We start from the raw sequence: 20,104 nt of genomic DNA, 5'->3' as shown, positions 1-20,104 counted from the left end.
AATGAGCGAAGCCGTGGACGCTGAATACGCGCCGCTCGACGTCATCACCATCGGTCGTGCTTCTGTCGACCTTTATGGCCAGCAGATCGGCTCGCGGCTGGAGGATATCACCTCCTTCGCCAAGTCGGTCGGCGGCTGCCCGGCCAACATTTCGGTCGGTACGGCCAGGCTCGGCCTGCGCTCGGCGCTACTCACCCGCGTCGGCGACGAGCAGATGGGCCGCTTCATCCGCGAGCAGCTGGCGCGTGAAGGCGTCAACGTCGACGGGCTGAAGACCGACAAGGAGCGGCTGACCGCTCTGGTGCTGCTGTCGGTCGAGGACGAAGGCGTTTCGCCGATGATCTTCTACCGCAGCGACTGCGCCGACATGGCGCTGGCGCCGGAAAACATCGATGAAGCCTTCATCGCCTCGGCCCGCTCGATCGTCGTCACCGGGACGCATTTTTCCCGCCCCAACAGCGATGCCGCGCAGCGCAAAGCGATCCGCATCATGAAGGCCAAGGGCGGCAAGGTGGTGTTCGACATCGACTACCGGCCCAACCTCTGGGGCCTTGCTGGCCATGCCGAAGGCTTCGAGCGTTATGTGAAGTCCGACCGGGTTTCGGCCCAGTTGAAGACGGTGCTGCCCGATTGCGACCTCATCGTCGGCACCGAGGAAGAGATCATGATCGCGTCGGGCGCCGACGACTGCCTGAGCGCCTTGAAGACGATCCGCTCGCTGTCGTCCGCCACTATTGTGCTCAAGCGCGGCGCCATGGGCTGCATCGTCTATGACGGACCGATCAGCGACGATCTCGAGGACGGCGTCGTCGGCAAGGGGTTTCCGATCGAGATCTACAATGTGCTGGGAGCCGGCGACGCGTTCATGTCCGGCTTCCTGCGCGGCTGGCTCGGCGGCGAAGATCATGCGACGGCGGCAACCTGGGCGAACGCTTGCGGCGCTTTCGCCGTGTCGCGGCTGCTCTGCGCGCCGGAATATCCGACCTTCGACGAGCTCCAGTTCTTCCTCAAGAACAGCAGCAAGCATCTGGCGCTGCGCAAGGACGAGGCGATCAACCACATCCATTGGGCAACGACGCGCCGGCGCGACATTCCCTCGCTGATGGCGCTCGCCTGCGACCACCGCGTCCAGCTTGAGGATGTGGCTGCGAAGGCCGGTGCCGATCCCGCACGCATCCAGGATTTCAAGGTGCTGGCGGTCAAGGCTGCGGCGAAGGTCGCCGCCGGCCGCGACGGCTACGGCATGCTGATCGACGAGAAACATGGCCGCAAGGCGATGTTCGAATTCGCGCATCATCCCTTCAACTGGCTTGGCCGGCCGGTGGAGTTGCCGGGCTCGCGGCCGCTGCGCTTCGAATTCTCGCAGGACATCGGCTCGCAGCTCACCGAATGGCCGGTCGATCACTGCATCAAGTGCCTGTGCTTCTATCATCCCGACGATCCGGCGGCGCTCAAGGAAGAACAGCAGCAGAAGCTGCGCGCGCTGTTCGAAGGCGCGCGGAAAGTGGGCAGGGAACTTCTCGTCGAGATCATCGCCGGCAAGCATGGCAAGCTCGACGACACGACGATCCCGCGCGCGCTGGAAGAGCTCTATGCGCTCGGCATCAAGCCGGACTGGTGGAAGCTCGAGCCGCAGGCTTCGGCAGCGGCGTGGGCCAGGATCGAAGCCGTCATCCTGAAGCACGATCCGTGGTGCCGTGGTGTCGTGCTGCTTGGCCTGGAGGCGCCGCAGGACGAGCTGGAAGCGGCTTTCGCCGCTACCGCCAAGGCGCCCATCGTCAAGGGCTTTGCCGTCGGCCGCACCATCTTCGTCCACGCAGCCGAACAATGGCTGGCCGGCAAGATGTCGGATGACGATGCGATCGCCGACATGGCGCAGCGCTTCGAACAGCTGACCGAAGCGTGGCTTGCCGCGCGCGGCCGCAAGGCGGCATAAGAAGGCCCGGCATAAAGACTGCGGAGGAAAACACCATGAGCAAGACAATCCGCCTGACGATGGCGCAGGCGCTGACCCGCTTCCTGTCGCGCCAGATGACCGACATCGACGGCAGCAAAGTCCCGATCTTCGGCGGCGTCTGGGCGATCTTCGGTCACGGCAATGTCGCCGGCATCGGCGAGGCGCTCTATCAGGTCCGCGACGAACTGCCGACCTTCCGCGCCCACAACGAACAGGCGATGGCGCATGCGGCGATCGCCTATGCCAAGGCCAATTTCCGCCGCCGCTTCATGGCGGCGACCTCTTCGATCGGTCCCGGTGCGCTCAACATGGTGACGGCGGCGGCGCTCGCCCATGTAAACAGGTTACCCGTCCTGTTTCTGCCCGGCGACGTCTTCGCCAACCGCATCCCAGATCCGGTGCTGCAGCAGGCCGAGGATTTCTCCGACGGCACGGCGACGGTCAATGACTGTTTCCGGCCGGTGTCGCGCTATTTCGACCGCATCACCCGGCCGGAGCAGATCATCCCGGCGCTCAGCCGCGCCATGGCCGTGCTGACCGATCCGGCCGAGTGCGGGCCGGTGACGCTGTCGCTTTGCCAGGACGTGCAAGCCGAGGCCTATGACTATCCCGAGAGCTTCTTTGCCGAGCGGGTCTGGCACCAGCGCCGGCCGCGTCCGGATCGCCACGAGCTTGCGGCTGCTGTCGCCGCGCTCAAGGGAGCAAAGAAGCCGCTGGTGATCGCCGGCGGCGGTGTCCTCTATTCGCAAGCCTCGGAAGGGCTGGCGAAGTTCGCCGAGGGCGCCGGCATTCCGGTCTGCGAGACGCAAGGCGGCAAATCCTCGCTGCCGGACGACCATCCGCTCAACATGGCTGCGATCGGCGTCACCGGCACTTCTGCCGCCAACCGGCTGGCGGAGGAAGCCGATGTCGTGCTGGCCATCGGCACGCGCCTGCAGGACTTCACCACCGGCTCGTGGGCGCTGTTCAAGAATTCCGGCAAGACCATCATCGGGCTCAACGTGCAGCCTTTCGACGCCGGCAAGCACCGCGCGCTGCCGCTGGTTGCCGATGCGGCCGAGGGCCTGGCCGAGCTGGGTGCTGCGCTGAAGGGTTGGAAGGCACCTTCCACCTGGACCGACAATGCGGCCACCGGCAAGACGGCCTGGCAGGCCGAGGCCGCCAAGGTGACGGCGTCGACCAATGCCGCCTATCCGTCCGATGCGCAGGTGATCGGCGCGGTGCAGCGCGCCATGGGCTCCGGTGTGACGCTGCTGCATGCCGCCGGCGGCCTGCCGGGAGAACTGCACAAACTTTGGCAAGCCGGCGCGCCCGGTTCCTATCACGCCGAATACGGCTTCTCGACCATGGGCTACGAGATTGCCGGCGGGCTCGGCGCCAAGATGGCGAAGCCCGGCGAGGAGGTCGTCGTCATGATCGGCGACGGCTCCTATCTGATGCTGAATTCGGAGATCGCCACCTCGGTGATGCTCGGCCTCAAGCTGACCATCGTGCTGCTCGACAACCGCGGCTATGGCTGCATCAACCGGCTGCAGATGGCAACCGGCGGCGCCAACTTCAACAATCTCCTGAAGGACTCGCGCCACGAGGTCCTGCCCGACATCGACTTTGCCGCGCATGCGGCGAGCCTGGGCGCGATTGCCGAAAAGGTGCCGTCGATTGCCGGGCTGGAAAACGCGCTGGCACAAACCAAGAAGAATACGCGCACCACGGTGCTCGTCATCGACACCGACCCGCTGGTTTCCACCGATGCCGGCGGCACATGGTGGGATGTGGCGGTGCCGGAAGTGTCGGCACGGCAGCAGGTCAACGCGGCGCGCAAGGCCTATGACGAAAAGCGGCAGATGCAGACCGTGGGCGATTGATGTAAATGCTGGCGCCCCTACCTCCCCCTTGTGGGGAGGTCGGACCGTAGGTCCGGGTGGGGGTCTGGCGCCGCACCCCACTCCGCTGCTTTGCAGCGACCCTCCCCACAAGGGGGAGGGTAGATACGAACTGAAACTGGAGCGACGACTTGAAAGCGAAACTGGGCATGTCCCCCATTGCGTGGTGGAACGACGATCTTGCGGAACTCAGCGATGACGTGTCGCTGGAAGAATGTCTGCGCCAGTCGCGCTCGGCCGGATTCACAGGCATGGAGATGGGCCGGCGCTTTCCCAATGATCCCGATGTCATGCTGCCGATCCTGAAGGCAGCCGATGTCACGCTGTGCGGTGGCTGGTTCTCGGGCACGCTGGTCGATGGGGAGATGGCTGACAACAAGGATCGCATCCAGCCGATGATCGACCTGTTCAAGGCTGTGAGCGCGCCTTGCATCGTCTATGGCGAGGTCGGCCGCTCGATCCAGGGCGACCGCTCGAAGCCGCTGGCCACCAAGCCGAAGCTGTCGGACGACGAGATGAAGGCCTATGCGAAGCGCCTCACCGAGTTTGGCGAATGGTGCGCCGAACAAGGCATGCCGCTGTCCTATCACCACCACATGGCGGCGGTGGTCGAGACGGAGCCGGAGCTCGATGCCTTCATGCGCCATTCGGGCGAAGGCATTCCCTTGCTGCTCGATGCCGGACATCTGGCCTTTGCCGGCGGCGACGTACTGCGTGCCATCGACAACCACCACAAGCGCATCAGCCATGTACATGTGAAGGATGTGCGCATGGGCGTGATCGACAAGCTCGACCGCACGAAGCAGTCCTTCCTCGACGCCGTGGCGCTGGGCGCCTTCACGGTACCGGGCGACGGCTCGCTGGATTTCGGCGCCATCGTGCAGCGCTTCGCCGACCATGGCTACGAGGGTTGGTTCGTGGTCGAGGCCGAGCAGGACCCGAAGAAGAACCCGCCGCTCAGAATGGCTCAAGTTGGCTACAAGGAATTGATGCGCGTCATGACCGCCGCCGGCTACACGGTGGAGACGCAAGGCTTTCCCAATGCCTAGGGCTAGGTCTTCCCTATGCCTGATGCGATGGGTTCCCGGCGAAGCCGATTGCTGTAGATTGGCCCGATGAAAGATTCCGAACACCCCTTCTTCCGGCCTTTGTGGCGGCGTGTCGCCGTCGTCGCGGTCTGCGTCATCTGGTCGATCATCGAATTCGCCACCGGCACGCCGTTCTGGGGCGTGCTTGCGCTCGGCTTCGCCGGCTACGCCGTCTGGCAGTTCTTCTATCTCTACAAGCCGGCCGACGAGGCCAAGCCTCCGGTCGAGCCAAAGGAATAAAGCGGCCTATGACGCAGAAGGCTGACGGGTCGAGCACTGCGCGCATAACGGATCGCATGCGTTGGAGATTGGCTGAAACGCTCCTCGCTTCGTCATCCTGGGGCGGAGCAAGGAGCGAAGCGACGCAGCGCAGACCCCGGGGTCCATGCCGCGACATCAAAACGGCGCTGCGGTGCAGAATTCCGTTCCGCTGCGTTCTTGGACTGAGGTTACGGCATGGATCCTAGGGTCTCCGCGACGGAGCTTCGCTCGTGCTACGCCCTAGGATGACGAAGTTGGGAGGCTTCGGCCAATCTCGAAGATTGCGATAGGAGAGACACAATGTCGAAGCTGCTCGTCAAAGCCAACAAGGGCCATGGCCGCGTTGCCCATGTGACGCCGCAAATCGCAGGTTGGACCTATGTCGGTTTCGACCTGCATCGGCTGAAGGCCGGCGCGAGCGCGTCCGGCAAGACGGAGGATCGTGAAGTCTGCCTGGTGTTCGTCACCGGCAAGGGCAGCGCCACGGCCGGCGGCAAGGACCTGGGCTTGCTCGGCGAACGCATGTCGCCCTTCGAGGGCAAGCCCTGGTCGGTCTACGTCCCTGAGGGCTCGGACTGGTCGGTGACGGCGGATACCGAGCTGGAGCTGGCGGTCTGCTCGGCGCCGGGCCTTGGCGGCGGCTTGCCGGTTCGCGTCATCGGACCGAACGATCTCGGTCAGGAGGTGCGCGGCAAGGGCACCAACACGCGCTACGTCACCAACATCCTGCCGGAGGGCAAGCCGGCCGATTCGCTGCTGGTGGTCGAGGTCATCACGCCCGGCGGCCACACGTCGAGCTATCCGCCGCACAAGCACGACCAGGACAATCTGCCCACCGAATCCTATCTCGAGGAGACCTACTATCACCGCCTCAACCCGCCGCAGGGTTTTGCCTTCCAGCGCGTCTACACCGATGCCGACAAGAACGGCCATCGCGCGCTCGATGAGGCGATGGCGATCGAGGATGGCGATGTCGTGCTGGTGCCAAAGGGCTATCACCCCTGCGCCGCCTGCCACGGCTACGACCTCTACTATCTCAACGTCATGGCCGGACCGAAGCGGACGTGGAAATTCCACAATGCGCCCGAGCACGAATGGCTGATGAAGGCCTGACCGGTTCGTTCAGCCTTCGCAACAACTGGTCCAGCACGAAAAAATCGTCGGCTAATGACCCGGCCGCACCGTTTTGTTACCTGAATGCCTGCAAGGCTTCGTCAATCCGTCATGGAAATCACCTATGGCAGCGGGACTGACGAGGACTTCCCATGCGTTATGCCATCTATTTCACCCCCCGGCAGGACGAGAAGCTGGCGCGGATCGCCGCCAACTGGCTGGGCCGCGACCCGTTTGGCGCCGCGACAAGGCCGGTCGAGGCGGTAGCCGACCTGTCGGCGGCGGAAGTCGCTTTCCACACCGCTTCGGCGCGCCGTTATGGCTTTCACGCGACGCTGAAAGCCCCTTTCCGCCTGGCCGCCAACGAGACGGAAGCCTCGCTGCGCGCCGCACTCGACCATTTTGCCGAGGCGACGCCGGTGGTGACCATCCCGCGTCTCGTCGTCAGCCAGATCGACGGCTTCTTCGCACTGGTGCCGGAAGGCTCGCTGCCTCCGCTCAACCGCTTCGCCGATGACGTCGTGCTTGGCTTCGACCGGTTTCGCGCGCCACTGACGGAAGCCGAGATTGAGCGGCGCAGCCCGGATTCGCTGAAGCCGGCCGAGTTCCGCAATCTCTGCCAGTGGGGCTACCCCTATGTCTTCGAGACCTTTCGCTTCCACATGACGCTGTCCGGCCGGGCAACGTCACAGGAAAGCCCTCGTTTGCGCGCAGCAATCGACAGTCTGTTCGCGGACATTCTGCAACAGCCCGTGCTGGTGGATGCGCTGACATTGTTTGTCGAAACCGAACCGGGCGCACCGTTCATGGTGCTCTCGCATCACGCACTCGGGCGCCGTTCCGCCAGAAAAACTGCCTGACACCCTGCCGGAACAACCCCAGCCGGAATAACCAAGGACTGCCTGAAATGACCGCCGAGACTGTTCTCCACAACGCCCGCATCGTGCTTGCCGACGAGATCGTCGAGGGTTCGCTGGTGCTGCGCGATGGCTTTATCGCCGGCATCGAAACCGGCACCAGCCGGATCGGCGAGGATATGGGCGGCGATTACATCATTCCCGGGCTGGTCGAGCTCCACACCGACCATCTCGAAGGCCACTATGCGCCGCGGCCCAAGGTGCGCTGGAATCCGATCGCCGCCGTGCTCGCCCATGACGCGCAGGTGGCGACCGCCGGCATCACCACCGTGCTCGACGCCTTGCGCGTCGGCATGGACGAAGATGCCGACCTGACATCAGCCGATATCCGCAAGCTGGCCGACGCCATCGAGGACAGTGTGCAGCAGGATCGTCTGCGCGCCGACCATTTCATCCATCTGCGCTGCGAGGTTTCGGCGCCGGACTGCCTCAAGGCATTCGCCAATTTCGACGGCGACGAGCGGGTCAAGCTGGCATCGCTGATGGACCATGCGCCCGGCCAGCGCCAGTTCGTCAACCTCGAAACCTATGCCTATTATTACCAGCGCAAGCTGAAGCTGACCGATCGCGACTTCAAGGTGTTCTGCGAAAAGCGGATGGGGGAATCGGCGCTCAATTCGGCACCGAACCGGGCGGTGATCGCCGCCGCCTGCCATGAGCGCGGCATCGTGCTGGCCAGCCATGACGACGCCACCCTTGGCCATGTCGGCGAGGCGATCGAACAGGGCGTGCGCGTCGCCGAGTTCCCGACCACGGAAGAAGCCGCCAGGGCCTCGAAAGAGGCCGGGCTCGGCGTGCTGATGGGTGCGCCCAACGTCATGCGCGGCGCTTCGCATTCGGGCAATGTCTCGGCCCGCACGCTGGCCAGCGACGGCCTGCTCGACATCCTGTCGTCCGACTACATTCCCTTCAGCCTGATCCAGTCCGCATTCTTCCTCGGCGACGTCGTCGAAGGCATTTCCCTACCGCAGGCGGTCGCTATGGTGTCGAAGAACCCGGCCGATGCGGTTGGCCTGACCGACCGCGGCGTCATCGAGCAGGGCCGCCGCGCCGATCTGGTGCGCGTGCGCGTCGACGATCACATCCCGGTCGTGCGCACCGTCTGGCGGCAGGGGCGCCGGGTCGCATGATGGTGTCGGCGTTGATCGAGCGGGAATTGTCTGCCGAGACGTTTCCGATCCGCGATGGCGTCTTCGTCGCCGTGGTTGGACCAAGCGGCGCCGGCAAGGACACGGTGATCGGCTACGCCCGCGCCCGCTTTGCCGACGAGACAAGGCTGGAGTTCGTCCGCCGCGTCATCACCAGGCCGAGCGATGCCGCCAGCGAGGACCACGACACGCTGGCCGATGCCGCCTTCGTCGAGGCCGAAGCCGACGGCGCCTTCGCCATCTCCTGGGAGGCGCATGGTCTGCGCTATGGCATCCCGGCCGAAGTCGACTGGGCGGTCGCCAACGGCCATGTCACGGTGGCCAACGTATCGCGCGCGATCATTCCCGTTCTGCGCGAGCGCTATGCCAATCTGGCCATCGTCGAAATCACCGCCTCGCCGGAGGTGCTGGCCGAGCGGCTGGCGATGCGCGGCCGCGAGTCGCGCGGCGAGGTACTGGCGCGCCTGGCGCGCAGCGCCAATGTGACCCTGTCCGGACCTGGCGTCACCTCGATCGACAACAGCGGCCCACGCGAAGCGGCCGGCGAACGCTTCGCCGAGGTGCTGCGCAAGGCGATGGCTTTTTCCGACATGTCGGGTCTGATCTAGAGTTCTTCCCTTCTCCCACAGGGGTGTTTGGACTGGGGACATCGCGAACAGGTGTGCGAGGACATCGCGAACAGTTTTGCGCCTTTTGCGCGAGGGGGTTCGGGATGCCATTCGAGGACAGAAGCGCGATGTCCCCAGTCCAAACAAGGGGGAGAAGGAAGTCCGCGCCGTGCTACTCCGCGGCTTGGCCCGCCACGCCCTTGCGGGTGGCGTCGAGCATCAGTCGCCGTTCCCGGAACACGCCCCATTGCTGGTCGACCAGCACGCCGATGAGGATGACGCCGCCCATCACCGCGAAGTTGAGGGAGGATGGGATGCCGAGCAGATTAACGAGGTTCTGCAGCTCCTGCAGCAGCACCGTGCCGAGGATGACGCCGATCAGCGAGCCCTCGCCGCCGCGCAGCGAGAAGCCGCCGAGCACGGCTGCGGCAATGGCGTAGAGCTCGTAGAACTGGCCGTGGCTGGCTGGCGAAATCGAGCGCGTGTACATGGCGAAATAGATCGCCGACAGCGCCGTCAGCACGCCGCAGATGACATAGGCGGCCATGACGACGCGGCCGGTGCGGATGCCGGAATATTTCGCCGCCTCCTCGTTCTTGCCGATGGCATAGAGATAGCGGCCGAACACCGAACGGTGCAGCACCACCCACATGATGATGGAAATGACGATCAGCGCGATGAAGCTGTTGGGAACGCCCCACGAGCGGCCGGCAGTGAGGAATTCGAGGTCCGGAAAGTTCTGGCCGAAGGCGAAGCCGGCGGTGCCGTCGGCGGTGTAGAAGCGGGCGACGCCGCGGTAGATCAAGAGGCCGCAGAGCGTGACGACGAAAGGCTGCAATTTGAGCCTTGTGATCAGCCAGCCATGCACCAGGCCGATGATGGCGCCGAGGAAGAGGATCAGCACGAAGGCCAGCGGCCAGTCCAGGTTGCGCACGGCGATGAAGTCGATGAACAGCGTTCCCAGCAGCGCGACCACCGAGCCGACCGACAGTTCGATGCCGCCGGTGATGATGACGAAGGCCTGGCCGATCGACAGGATGCCGAACAGGCCGATCAGGTTCGAGGTGTTGGCGAGGTTGATCGGCAACAGGAAGCGTGGATTGATGATCGCCACGATCGCCCCGACCACCAGGATCAGGATCAGCAGGCCGAGATCTTTCTTGCTCATCGTCTTCTCCCCAATGCCTGCCTGAGCAGGTTCCGCGAGACCTGCGGCAAAACAGAACGCTATTTCGGCTGCTTGCCCACCGCCAGCAGCAGCACGTTTTCCTGGCTGAACCGATCCTTGTCGAGAATGCCCGAGATCTGGCCTTCATGCATGACGGCGATGCGGTCGGACACGCCGATCACCTCTTCCATGTCGGAGGAGATCATCAGCACGGCGACGCCGGCGTCGGCGAGTGCCCGCATCAGCCCGTAGATTTCCGCCTTGGCGCCGATGTCGATGCCGCGCGTCGGCTCGTCGAGGATCATCACTTTCGGATTCATGGCCAGCCATTTGCCGAGCACAACCTTCTGCTGGTTGCCGCCCGACAGCGTGCCGGTGCGCGTCTGCACCGAAGGCGCCTTGATGCCGAGATCTTTCTTCTGCTTCTCGGCGGTCGCGGTCTCGGCACTGGCCGAGACCAGGGAGCGCCGCGCATGCGCCGGCAGATTGGGCAGCGAAATGTTCTGCGCGATCGACAGGTCGAGCAGGATGCCGGTCAGCTTGCGGTCTTCCGGCACCAGGAAGATGCCATGCGCGACGGCATCCGCCGCGGAAGCCAGCGCAAGCGGCTTGCCGTCGAGTTCGAGCGCGCCGCCGAGCTTCGAGTCGATGCCGAAAAACACCCGCGCCAGTTCGGTGCGGCCGGAACCGACAAGGCCGGCAAGCCCGAGGATTTCGCCGCGCCTGACGTCGAGGTCGACCGGCCGGCCGGGATAGGCTGGCGTGCGGATGGCCTTGGCCGAAAGAGCCGTGGCGCCGGGCGCACGCGCGGCTTCCGAGGCTTTTTCGCGCTCTTTCAGCATGCGGCCGATCATCAGCTTGACCATCTGGTCGTGGCCGATGTCGTGCTTGCCCAGTGTGCCGGCCAGCATGCCGTCGCGCAGCACGACGACGCGGTCGGCGACGCGCTCGACCTCGTGCAGGCGGTGCGAAATGAAGATGACGCTGATGCCATCAGCCTTCAACGCCTTGATGACGTCGAGCAATTTGTCGGTTTCGGCGAGCGGCAGGCTCGACGTCGGCTCGTCGAGGATGACCAGCCTTGCCTCGATCGACAGGGCCTTGGCGATCTCGACCATCTGCTGCTGGGCCAACGACAGAGCGGAGACCGGCGTGTCGGCGGAGAAATTGGCGCCGACGCGCTTCAACAGCGGTGCCACCATGGCGCGCAGTTTTGCGCGGTCGACGAGCTTGAGCGGCCCGGCGCGCAACGGCTCGCGGCCGAAGAAGATGTTGGCGGCGACGTCGAGATTGTCGAACAGATTGAGTTCCTGGTGGACGAAGGCGATGCCCGAACCCAGGCTGCCTTCGACGGTCAGGCCCTGGTGAGCGGTGCCGTCAACCGTGATCGTGCCGCTGTCCGGCGTGGTGACGCCGCCGAGGATCTTCATCAAGGTCGATTTGCCGGCGCCGTTTTCGCCGACGAGGCCTATGACCTCGCCCGGCCTGACCTCCATGGAGAAGCCGTCCAGCGCGACGACGCCCGGATAGGTCTTGCGCACGTTCTCGAGGCTGAGGAACGGGGTGGTCGCAACAATGGATGTGTCGGAATAGTTCATCATGCCTGACAGCGATTGGCGGGCCGACCTCTCGGCAGACTGACGATCCTCGCGGTGTTCGTCAATGCGCGCAGCCGGCTCAAGCAAAGTTGAGCCGGCTGAACTGCTTGTGGTCTCAGTTTCCAGACATCGCCTTCAGGTTGGCGGCATAGGTGTCGACGTCATCCTTGCCGATGATCTTGGTCGGGATGATGATGAGGCCGCCTTCCGGGATGCCCGACTTGTCGCCCTTGAGGTAGGCTGCCATCAGCTTCATGCCCTGATAGGCCCATTCGAAGGGCTGCTGCACGACGGTTGCGGCAACGGTGCCTTCCTTGACGCCGCCCAGCGTGATCGGATCGTCATCGAAACCGACGACGGTGATCGAGCCGAGCTTGCCGGCATCGCGCAGCGCTTCATAGATGCGCGGCGTGTTGTAGGAATAGAAGCCGACCATGCAGGTGACGTCGGGGCTGGCGACCAGCGCGTCCTCGACATTCTTCTTGGCGCGCGCCTGGTCGATGTCGTCGCCGCGCACGTCAATGAGCTCGATCTTGGTGCCGGCCAGACCGTCCTTCATGCCCTGGATGCGCTCCTTGGCATTGTCGGCGCCGAGCAGGCCGACGAAGCCGAGGCACTTGCCGCCATTGGGCATCGCCTTCTTGGCGATTTCGGCCGCCTGCTTGCCGGCATCGACGTTGGACGAGCCGATATAGGCGACGCGCTTGGTCTGCGGGGCGTCCGAGTCGGTGGTGAACAGCGCCGTTTCCGAAGCGATCTTGTTGAGACCATCGGTCGAGGTCTTGGGATCGACGGCGGAGACCATGATGCCCTTGACGCCGGCCGTCACCAGATCGTCCATCAGCCGCTGCTGGATGGCGACCGAGGACTGCTCGGGATATTTGAGCTCGAGATTGTAGTCCGGCAGTTCGCCTTGCGCCTTCTTGACGCCGGCTTCGGCGGCCTTCCAGAAATCGGAAGCGCCGTTGACGACGAAGGCCAGCGTCGGCTTGTCGTCGGCGCGCGCGATTGCCGTGGCCGACAGGCCGAGCAGCAGCGCCGTGGCGGCTACGGATGCAGTTCGTATCAAGGATTTCATGTTCAACCTCCCGTTTGGCTCAGTCATCAGACTGACCGATCTTGCACTGACCTGATTTGCCGTTTGCAGCTTGGACCCCTCCTCCTCAAAGGGATTCCCGGCACCGAAAGAATGGCGTCGTTTCAGCCACGATACGGACCTTAGAGACTCATCCTTCGTTCGTAAATAGTCCGATTTGTCTGACATATCACATATCCGAGACATGGCTCGCGGAGGTAGGATCCGCTTGCCATCGGGCTATTTGCGTACACTCCCGCCGCTTCCGCACCCAACCGGGTCGGACGCGACAGATTGACGGTACAGCGCATTTTTGTATTAGTAAACAGTATTAGTTTTGAGGCGATCTCCGAGGGCGGGATTGCGGCTTCACGGCGTGTCCGCCGGCGAGCCGCCGCCATGGCTGCGCCGAAGCCCAGGCCTTGCGATGTTTGAGATACGGGCTGTATGGAGTTGTAAGGCGGATGGACGCTGAAGGTACTAATAGATATAAATACCTGAGACGGTCACGATAACCAGACGGCGTCACGCCACCTTGCCGGCCTGACGGGCTGCCGCTAGACAGACTGGGATTTGGAGGTGCCATGAGCGAGACGACGGAGCCGGCCATCGACACAGTGAAGCGCCGCAAGGCGCCGGCGAAGAGCGCCAGGGGTCGCGTCACCATGACCGACATAGCCAGGGCCGCCGGCTGCTCGCAGGCGACCGTTTCCTTCGTGCTCAACAATTCGCCCGGCATCCGGCTGTCGCAGCAGACCCGCGAACGGGTGATCGAGGCCGCGCGAACCCTTGGCTATGCGGCGCCCGCCTTCTCGGCTCTTCATCCGCCGATCCCCGCCTTCGAAGGACTGGATGGGGTGATCGGCTTCGCCGTCGACCAGCTTGCCACCAGCCCGGAAGCCGTCGTCGCCATCGAAGGCGCGCGGCAGGCCTCGTGGAATGCCGGCAATGTGCTGCTGGTGGCGCAGACGCTGGGCGATGCCGTCATGGAGCCGCGCGCCATTTCGGCGCTGACCAAGCGGGGCATTTCGGCGCTGATCTACATGACCATCTTCACCCGCGAGATATCAGCGCCCGACTATCTCTACGGCCTCGACATTCCGGTGATCCTGCTCAACTGCTACACGGCGGATTACGCCTTCCCGGCCGTGGTGCCGAGCGAGATCGCCGGCGGTCAGAGCTCGACCCGCCATCTGATCAGCCACGGCCATCGCCGCATCGCCACCATCACCGGCGAGCCTTGGATGCAGGCCGCACAAGACCGGCTGAAGGGATACCGCCGCGCGCTCGCCACCGCCGACATCCCGTTCGATCCGGAACTGGTGGTCGAGGGCGACTGGTCGGCCAGCGCCGGCTATGCCGCGACCGTCAAGCTGCTGGCGCTGAGGGACCGCCCGACCGCCATCTTCTGCCAGAACGACCGCACCGCGATCGGCTGCTACGAAGCGCTGAAGGAAGCCGGCCTGCACATTCCGCAGGACATTTCCGTCGTCGGCTACGACGACGAGGAAATCGCCCGTCACCTCTTCCCGCCGCTGACGACATCGATCCTGCCGCACATGGCGATGGGCCAATGGGCGATCGAACAACTCGAAGCGCCGGCGCCGCCTGGACGGGGGCGCTATCCGATTACGAAGCTGGAGTGCCCGCTGGTGGAGCGGGAGAGTGTGAGGGCTGTGGTCGGCTCGTCCGCGAGTTCGAGCGAAGCGTCGGTGGGTTAAAGCATCTGCTCGCGGGCCGGCGTCTTACCCGCCAACCATCAGCTTGACGACTTCGTCATGGTTCGTCTCCGAGATCTTGCGCTCGCCGGCCTGGACGCCGCGCCGCAGCACGACGATGCGGTCGGAAACGGCGAAGATGTCCTGCAGATTGTGCGAGATGAAGATCACGCCCCGCCCTTGCGCCTTGAGCTGGTGGATGAGCGAAATCACCTTGCGTTGCTCGGGCACGCCGAGTGCCGCGGTCGGTTCGTCCATGATCAGGATCTGCGCGTCCCAGTAGACGGCTCGGCCGATGGCGACAGCCTGCCGCTGGCCGCCGGAGAAATTGCTGACCGGGGCATCGAGCCGGCTGACATGGAAATCCAGCCGCCCCATGGTCTGCTTGGCGGCCACCGCCATGGCCTTGCGGTCGAGCACCGGCAGGAAGCCGAAGGCCTTGCGCATCGGTTCACGGCCGAGGAAGATATTGGCGCCGATGGACAAATTGTCGGCCAGCGCCAAGTCCTGATAGATGGTCTCGATGCCTTTTTCGCGCGCCTCCTGCGGTGTCGCGAATGTCACCGGCTGCCCCCTGAGCAGGATCTCCCCGCCCGTCGGCTGAAACACGCCCGATATCGCTTTGATCAGCGTGGTCTTGCCGGCGCCGTTGTCGCCCGCCAGCGCTACCACTTCTCCAGGCCGCACAGCCATGGAGAAATCGTTGAGCGCCTGGACGGCACCAAAGTGCTTGGACAGGTGGCGGACTTCGAGAAGCGGTGTGGTTTGCTGCGAACTACTCATCCTGGCGAGCTCCACTGAACCGGCGCTGCGCCTGGTCGATAAGGACGGAGATAATGATCACGAGGCCGACGGCGATGAACTGCCAGAACGGCTCGACATTGACGAAAACCAGCCCGTATTGGATGACCGCGATCACCAATGCGCCGGCGACCGTCCCGAAGATGGTGCCGGAGCCACCGAACAGGCTGGCGCCGCCGATCACCACGGCCGCGACGCTGTCGAGCAGCAAAGGTTCGCCTGCCTGGGCAGCGCCCGCGGTGAAGCGCGCCGCGTAGAGCGCGCCACCGAGGCCGGCGCACATCGCCGAAAGCACATAGAGACGCAGTATGTGCCCCCTGATGTCGATGCCGGCGCGACGCGCCGCCTGCACATTGGCGCCGATGGCGTAGTTGTGCTGGCCGAACCGGGTCTGGCTCAGAATGTAGTGCATCACCACGACGAAGATTGCGGTGATCATGACAAGATAGGGCACGCCGTGGAACTTGCCGTTGCCGAGCAGCGCGAACCATGAATTCTGGACCGGCACGGTGGTGCCGCCGGCAAGGAGATAGGCAGCGCCGCGCGCCACGCCGAACATGCCGAGCGTTCCGATGAAGGGCGGAATCCTCAGCCGCGAGATCAAAAGGCCGTTGATGATACCCGGCACGCCGGCGACGAGCACGGCCGCCAGAATGCCCGCCAGCATTGCCAGCGGCAACGGGATTGCGGCTCCCGCCATGTTGGTGGCATGGGCGGCAACGACGGCCGCAAGGCCCATGATGAAGCCCAGCGAGAGGTCGATGCCTCCCGAAATGATGACGAAGGTCTGTCCGGTCGCAAGCAGCAACGGCGCCACCGCAAATATCGCTATGGACTGCACGTTGAACGGGTTGAGCACAAAGGTCGCGCCGAAGGAGAGCCTCGACCAGACCTCGAAACAGATGATCAGGCCGGCGAGGAACAGCCAGGCGCGCCCTTCGGCGATGCGCCCGATCCAGGTCCTGGCCGGATCACCGTGATCCGCCTGAGGAGCGACATGCGTTTCGCCTTGGGTTGGTGATGTTGAGGTCATGAATGGTTCCGATCCGCGGCGCGGCCTCCGTCAAACAGGGTCACCCGGCGCAGGTCTCCTCCCGGCGCGCCGGAAGGAGACCAGGGCCGTCTGGATCATTCGGAGTAAAGATACTTCGAGATGTTCGGATCCGCGATGTTGGACTTGTCCATGATCGTGAAGCCGGTGCCGATCGAAACCGGGATCGAATTGCCGGTCAGATGGGCATAGGCTGAAACGACGCCAAAATAGCCGATCTCGGCCGGATGCTGGGCGATCGCAACGTCGACCAGGCCGGTGTTGATGTTGTCGACGATGCTGGTCGGGGCGTCGAACGCCACGACCTTGACGGTGCCGGTCTGCCCAGCCTGCTGGACGCCATTGGCAGCACCCAACGCGGAGAACAGGTTTGCGCCGAACACGCCAACCAGATCGGGATTGCGCGCGAACACGGCCTGCAGCTGCGAGGCGGCCTTGTTGGCATCGTTGTCGTTGAACTGAGTTTCGAGAACAGTGATGCCGGGATGGTTGGCCGCCATCTCCTTCTTGAAGCCCACTTCACGCTGGTCGGTGGTCGAAATGCCAGGCTTCACGTTTGAAACGTAGACCTTGCCCTTGTCGCCAATGGCGGTGGCAAGTGCGCGCGCGGCGATCTCGCCGCCCAGAATGTTGTCGGAAGCGATATAGGACAGCGGGAAATCCGCATCGCCGGCGCCGGTCTGGTAGACGCCGCTGCCGATGAAGGTATCGACGGTGATCACCGGAATGCCGGCGTCATTGGCTTTGCGCAGCGGCTCGACCAATTGAACCTTGTCGGTCGGCGCGATCAGGATGGCGTCCGGCTTCTTGGCGATGACCGCGTCAAGCACGGGAACCTGCGTTACCGGATTGAAATCCGGGGCACCCTGAAACACCAGGGTCACGCCAAGCGCATCGGCGGCCGCCTGGGCGCCCTTGCGCATGGTGATGTAGAAACCATCGGTGGTCAGGCCCGGAACGAGCGCGATGGTGTACTTCTTGTCCTGCGCCTGCGCGGGCGCAATCAGCGCCGTTGCGCCGATGGCGAGAGCCGCGAGCGCGGCAACAATCTTCTTCATGACATCCTCCTCAGGGGTGTTGGCAGATTTGCCGTTGCGATTGAAATCGGAATGGCCGTCAATTTGTTCAGGCTAGGGATCGCAAATGCGCCGACGGCCGGAAAGCGGGTCGCCTGCTTGCTGTCACGGGCAGCTCCTCCCAGGCGCCCCAAGTCGTTAGGTCAGCCGGTCGAACCCGACCCGCCTGATATCAGCAGTCCCGTTTCCTCGCCTCCGCAAGGTCAAGGGAACCGCGCCGCCCGGCGCGCATGCGTGCCTGGCTGGAAGGTTGTAACACTTTGCTGAAAGAAATTGCAACCGGGTATTTCCCGGACCGAAAGGCTTTCAAACCGGACAACATCTGTCTGCTCCGCAAAACCCCGCGCGGGAGACTAGAGCATGATCCCGAAAAGTGGAAACCGGTTTTCGAAGGAGATCATGCTCAAACAAAAGTCCCAAGTCGTTGTCGACACGACGGGTGATTTCGCAGGCTCGCGGGCCGGTTCGAGATCGATCAGGCGGCCGGTACACGCATCGACGCGACCGCCTCTACCGAGGCAAGAGCGCCTCGAGGATGGCCTGGGCCGTCTTGGTGTCCGTTATCAGCGCATTGATAAGCCTGGCGCGGACGGCGCCGATGATGGCGCTCGCCTTTTCCGGCGAAGCGGCAACACCGATCACCAGCGGGACGGCGCGAAGCTGGGCCGGCGACATCGCGATCATCCGGCTCTCGCCCTCCCAGGGGATAAGCGTGCCGTCGGCGTCGAAGTAGTGGCGGATGACGTCTCCGGCCGCATGGAACAAAGCCTGCTCGCTCAGTGTGGCAGCACTTGCCTCGGGCGGATTGATGGCATGCGGCAGGCCGATGCCGACGATCGCGACATCGGTTCGGTCCCAAAGCGCGACGCTGTCGGCAATGGCCGCGTCGCCAAGGAAGACCTCGCGCAATTCACTGGATGGCAGGTAGGGCGCATGGATGAAATGCGGCGTCCCGCCGAACTCCTCGGCGGCCAGCCGCACGAACTCGTTGATCTGGAAATGCGCCGCCTGCTGCTGCATGCCGCCGGTGGCCGCGACGGTCAGCACGCCGGGAATGCGCGGCAGACCTGCCCGGATCGCCTCGCGGATGGCGCGCCCCCAGCCGATGGCGACCACCGAGCCGGCCGAAAGGTCCGCTTGCCTGAGCATGGCGCCGAGCGGTGCGGCCAGCGCCGTCAGCGCGCCGGCGGCCGGCGTCTCGATGACCGCGGCATTGCGCAGCCCGAGCCCGTCGATCAGCTGCGTGGTGATGATTTCGGGCGTTGCAAGATCGAGAACCTCGATCCGTACGATGCCCTCTGCCCGCGCCCGCTGCAACAGCCGCGATATGGTCGCGGTGGAGACGCCGAGCCGCCGCGCGATATCGACCTGCGACATCTCCGCCTCGTAATGCATCTTGGCGACCGTGTGCAGCATCGTCCGCGATGCGGCCGCATCGTTTGCAGGAGGAACAGACAGCTTGCAATTCCTTTCAGCAATGTGTTACAGGTCCGGCGACTGATCGAGTTATCGCGCAAATCCGGCAGACCTGCAACGTGGGTTCGGTTCCACGCCAGGATTGCGGGGCAGACCGGATTTCCGGTTCGATAGCGCGGCCCTGCCCGCACGCGGGTAAAGACTGAACCTTATTCTGTTCCCACGGGATTTTGCGCCGGGGGCGCCAACATCGGACAAAGCACCATGACCAAGATGACGACTGCGGAGTTGCGCGGCTACCAGCAGATCTGCGGCAAGGACGGGGCGATGATGGCCATCGCCTGCGACCAGCGCGGCGGCATGCGGACCTTGCTGGCATCGGACCCCGAAGCACAGGCCAGGATCACCAACGACATGCTGGGCGACACCAAGGCCGACATCACGCGCTACCTCGCCAGCCAGGCCTCCTGCGTGCTGCTCGACCCGCTCTGCGCGGTGCCGCGGGTGGTCGATGAAGGGGTGCTGAACCGCGATACGGCGCTGCTCATCGGCCTCGACGCCTCCGGCTTCGATGTTTCGTCCGATGGCTACCGGCTGTCGCGCTTGGTGCCCGGCATCGATGCGCGCCGCGTGCGCGAACTGGGCGGCACCGGCGGCAAGATCATGGTCTATCTCAGGGCCGACAAACCGGAAGCGAACGAGCACAACATCGCCATTCTGCGCCAGTGCATCGCCGATTTCGGCAAGGAGGACCTGCTGCTCGTCGTCGAGTTCCTGACCTATCAGCTCGAGGGCGAAAGCCTGGAGGACTATGCGGCCAGCATCCCCTCGCTGGTCGAGGAGGGCACAAGGATTTCGCTGGAATGCGGGGCAAAGGTGCTGAAGCTTCCCTATCCCGGCACGCCCGAAGCCTGCGCCAGGATCACCAGCATGGCCGGCGAGGTGCCGTGGGCGGTGCTGTCGGCCGGCGTCAACCATTCGACGTTCCTCGGCCAGGTCGAAATCGCGATGAAGAACGGCGCCTCGGGTGTCATCGCCGGCCGCTCGCTGTGGAAGGACTGTATCTCGCTCGACCGTGACATTCAGCGTGAAAAGCTCAGGACTATCGCCGTGTCGAGATTGCGCGAGCTTCAGGCGGTGATTGGAAACTATCGCCGCAAGGCGGCCTAGCTGTTGTCGATATTCAGCCGGCCTGCGAATGGCTGATATCTGCGCTTCCGGTGCTC

Annotated in this window: 17 protein-coding genes; 10 read left to right on the top strand and 7 right to left on the bottom strand. The window is 64.2% G+C overall.

The window, feature by feature from the left end:
* Nucleotide 1: 1 nt before the first annotated feature.
* The 8 genes from ACFOJ9_RS35190 (at nt 2) to phnN (ending at nt 8,975) form a co-directional block, all read left to right on the top strand.
* Nucleotides 2-1,936, top strand: coding sequence for a bifunctional 5-dehydro-2-deoxygluconokinase/5-dehydro-2-deoxyphosphogluconate aldolase (locus ACFOJ9_RS35190; RefSeq protein ID WP_378986216.1), 1,935 nt, complete (start codon nt 2-4; stop codon nt 1,934-1,936).
* A gap of 35 nt (nt 1,937-1,971) precedes the next feature.
* The gene (gene iolD / locus ACFOJ9_RS35185) at nt 1,972-3,822 is read left to right on the top strand and encodes a 3D-(3,5/4)-trihydroxycyclohexane-1,2-dione acylhydrolase (decyclizing) (RefSeq protein ID WP_378986214.1); all 1,851 of its coding nucleotides are present in this window, start codon (nt 1,972-1,974) and stop codon (nt 3,820-3,822) included.
* Between the two features lie 149 nt (nt 3,823-3,971).
* Nucleotides 3,972-4,889 carry a myo-inosose-2 dehydratase gene (iolE, locus tag ACFOJ9_RS35180; protein WP_378986212.1) on the top strand — a complete coding sequence of 306 codons (918 nt, stop codon included), beginning with the start codon at nt 3,972-3,974 and terminating at the stop codon, nt 4,887-4,889.
* Nucleotides 4,890-4,955: 66 nt separating this feature from the next.
* Nucleotides 4,956-5,168 (top strand): DUF3329 domain-containing protein, encoded by a 213-nt coding sequence (locus ACFOJ9_RS35175; protein WP_378986210.1) that lies wholly within the window; start codon nt 4,956-4,958, stop codon nt 5,166-5,168.
* Between the two features lie 321 nt (nt 5,169-5,489).
* Complete coding sequence (gene iolB, locus ACFOJ9_RS35170) at nt 5,490-6,302, top strand: 5-deoxy-glucuronate isomerase (RefSeq protein WP_378986208.1); 813 nt, start codon at nt 5,490-5,492, stop codon at nt 6,300-6,302.
* A 152-nt stretch (nt 6,303-6,454) separates the two neighbouring features.
* Nucleotides 6,455-7,162 (top strand): DUF1045 domain-containing protein, encoded by a 708-nt coding sequence (locus tag ACFOJ9_RS35165; RefSeq protein WP_378986206.1) that lies wholly within the window; start codon nt 6,455-6,457, stop codon nt 7,160-7,162.
* 47 nt (nt 7,163-7,209) lie between these two features.
* Entirely contained in the window at nt 7,210-8,349 is a 1,140-nt protein-coding gene (locus ACFOJ9_RS35160) for an alpha-D-ribose 1-methylphosphonate 5-triphosphate diphosphatase (protein WP_378986204.1), read from the top strand.
* Nucleotides 8,346-8,975 (top strand): phosphonate metabolism protein/1,5-bisphosphokinase (PRPP-forming) PhnN, encoded by a 630-nt coding sequence (gene phnN / locus ACFOJ9_RS35155; protein WP_378986202.1) that lies wholly within the window; start codon nt 8,346-8,348, stop codon nt 8,973-8,975. The genes ACFOJ9_RS35160 and phnN overlap by 4 nt, the downstream gene beginning before the upstream one ends.
* A 172-nt stretch (nt 8,976-9,147) precedes the next feature.
* Here the strand turns inward: phnN and ACFOJ9_RS35150 are convergent, their stop codons facing one another.
* The 3 genes from ACFOJ9_RS35150 to ACFOJ9_RS35140 all read right to left on the bottom strand — a co-directional run bounded on the left by ACFOJ9_RS35150 (nt 9,148) and on the right by ACFOJ9_RS35140 (nt 12,819).
* Nucleotides 9,148-10,143: an ABC transporter permease gene (locus tag ACFOJ9_RS35150; RefSeq protein ID WP_378986200.1), complete on the bottom strand. Its 996-nt coding sequence runs from the start codon at nt 10,141-10,143 to the stop codon at nt 9,148-9,150.
* Between the two features lie 59 nt (nt 10,144-10,202).
* Nucleotides 10,203-11,741, bottom strand: coding sequence for a sugar ABC transporter ATP-binding protein (locus ACFOJ9_RS35145; protein WP_378988265.1), 1,539 nt, complete (start codon nt 11,739-11,741; stop codon nt 10,203-10,205).
* A gap of 115 nt (nt 11,742-11,856) precedes the next feature.
* The gene (locus tag ACFOJ9_RS35140; protein WP_378986198.1) at nt 11,857-12,819 is read right to left on the bottom strand and encodes a sugar-binding protein; all 963 of its coding nucleotides are present in this window, start codon (nt 12,817-12,819) and stop codon (nt 11,857-11,859) included.
* 662 nt (nt 12,820-13,481) lie between these two features.
* Between ACFOJ9_RS35140 and ACFOJ9_RS35135 the strand changes: the two genes are divergently transcribed.
* The gene (locus tag ACFOJ9_RS35135) at nt 13,482-14,537 is read left to right on the top strand and encodes a LacI family DNA-binding transcriptional regulator (protein WP_378988262.1); all 1,056 of its coding nucleotides are present in this window, start codon (nt 13,482-13,484) and stop codon (nt 14,535-14,537) included.
* 24 nt (nt 14,538-14,561) lie between these two features.
* On the opposite strand, the gene ACFOJ9_RS35130 is transcribed toward ACFOJ9_RS35135, so the two are convergent.
* The 4 genes from ACFOJ9_RS35130 to ACFOJ9_RS35115 form a co-directional block, all read right to left on the bottom strand.
* Complete coding sequence (locus ACFOJ9_RS35130) at nt 14,562-15,317, bottom strand: ATP-binding cassette domain-containing protein (protein WP_378986196.1); 756 nt, start codon at nt 15,315-15,317, stop codon at nt 14,562-14,564.
* Complete coding sequence (locus tag ACFOJ9_RS35125) at nt 15,310-16,368, bottom strand: ABC transporter permease subunit (RefSeq protein WP_378986194.1); 1,059 nt, start codon at nt 16,366-16,368, stop codon at nt 15,310-15,312. The genes ACFOJ9_RS35130 and ACFOJ9_RS35125 overlap by 8 nt, the downstream gene beginning before the upstream one ends.
* A gap of 95 nt (nt 16,369-16,463) precedes the next feature.
* The gene (locus tag ACFOJ9_RS35120; protein ID WP_378986192.1) at nt 16,464-17,444 is read right to left on the bottom strand and encodes an ABC transporter substrate-binding protein; all 981 of its coding nucleotides are present in this window, start codon (nt 17,442-17,444) and stop codon (nt 16,464-16,466) included.
* Nucleotides 17,445-17,972: 528 nt separating this feature from the next.
* A complete protein-coding gene (locus tag ACFOJ9_RS35115) occupies nt 17,973-18,878 on the bottom strand; it encodes a sugar-binding transcriptional regulator (RefSeq protein WP_378986190.1) in 906 nt (301 codons plus the stop codon).
* A gap of 264 nt (nt 18,879-19,142) precedes the next feature.
* Here ACFOJ9_RS35115 and ACFOJ9_RS35110 point away from each other — a divergent pair, with 264 nt between their 5' ends.
* Nucleotides 19,143-20,048 carry a tagatose-bisphosphate aldolase gene (locus ACFOJ9_RS35110; RefSeq protein WP_378986188.1) on the top strand — a complete coding sequence of 302 codons (906 nt, stop codon included), beginning with the start codon at nt 19,143-19,145 and terminating at the stop codon, nt 20,046-20,048.
* The last annotated feature ends 56 nt before the right edge of the window (nt 20,049-20,104 follow it).

The sequence above is a fragment of the Mesorhizobium cantuariense genome (assembly GCF_042647205.1).
GTDB lineage: Bacteria > Pseudomonadota > Alphaproteobacteria > Rhizobiales > Rhizobiaceae > Mesorhizobium > Mesorhizobium cantuariense.
This window is presented reverse-complemented; position numbering and strand designations above follow the sequence as displayed.

What these genes read in the sequence shown, in the direction of transcription:
- ACFOJ9_RS35125 (WP_378986194.1), bottom strand. Translation starts at nt 16,368, where the DNA reads ATGACCTCAACATCACCAACCCAAGGCGAAACGCATGTCGCTCCTCAG.
- phnN (WP_378986202.1), top strand. Translation starts at nt 8,346, where the DNA reads ATGATGGTGTCGGCGTTGATCGAGCGGGAATTGTCTGCCGAGACGTTT.
- ACFOJ9_RS35115 (WP_378986190.1), bottom strand. Translation starts at nt 18,878, where the DNA reads ATGCTGCACACGGTCGCCAAGATGCATTACGAGGCGGAGATGTCGCAG.
- iolD (WP_378986214.1), top strand. Translation starts at nt 1,972, where the DNA reads ATGAGCAAGACAATCCGCCTGACGATGGCGCAGGCGCTGACCCGCTTC.
- iolB (WP_378986208.1), top strand. Translation starts at nt 5,490, where the DNA reads ATGTCGAAGCTGCTCGTCAAAGCCAACAAGGGCCATGGCCGCGTTGCC.
- ACFOJ9_RS35175 (WP_378986210.1), top strand. Translation starts at nt 4,956, where the DNA reads ATGAAAGATTCCGAACACCCCTTCTTCCGGCCTTTGTGGCGGCGTGTC.
- ACFOJ9_RS35140 (WP_378986198.1), bottom strand. Translation starts at nt 12,819, where the DNA reads ATGAAATCCTTGATACGAACTGCATCCGTAGCCGCCACGGCGCTGCTG.
- ACFOJ9_RS35135 (WP_378988262.1), top strand. Translation starts at nt 13,482, where the DNA reads ATGACCGACATAGCCAGGGCCGCCGGCTGCTCGCAGGCGACCGTTTCC.
- ACFOJ9_RS35120 (WP_378986192.1), bottom strand. Translation starts at nt 17,444, where the DNA reads ATGAAGAAGATTGTTGCCGCGCTCGCGGCTCTCGCCATCGGCGCAACG.
- ACFOJ9_RS35190 (WP_378986216.1), top strand. Translation starts at nt 2, where the DNA reads ATGAGCGAAGCCGTGGACGCTGAATACGCGCCGCTCGACGTCATCACC.
- ACFOJ9_RS35130 (WP_378986196.1), bottom strand. Translation starts at nt 15,317, where the DNA reads ATGAGTAGTTCGCAGCAAACCACACCGCTTCTCGAAGTCCGCCACCTG.
- ACFOJ9_RS35160 (WP_378986204.1), top strand. Translation starts at nt 7,210, where the DNA reads ATGACCGCCGAGACTGTTCTCCACAACGCCCGCATCGTGCTTGCCGAC.
- ACFOJ9_RS35150 (WP_378986200.1), bottom strand. Translation starts at nt 10,143, where the DNA reads ATGAGCAAGAAAGATCTCGGCCTGCTGATCCTGATCCTGGTGGTCGGG.
- ACFOJ9_RS35110 (WP_378986188.1), top strand. Translation starts at nt 19,143, where the DNA reads ATGACCAAGATGACGACTGCGGAGTTGCGCGGCTACCAGCAGATCTGC.
- ACFOJ9_RS35145 (WP_378988265.1), bottom strand. Translation starts at nt 11,741, where the DNA reads ATGAACTATTCCGACACATCCATTGTTGCGACCACCCCGTTCCTCAGC.
- ACFOJ9_RS35165 (WP_378986206.1), top strand. Translation starts at nt 6,455, where the DNA reads ATGCGTTATGCCATCTATTTCACCCCCCGGCAGGACGAGAAGCTGGCG.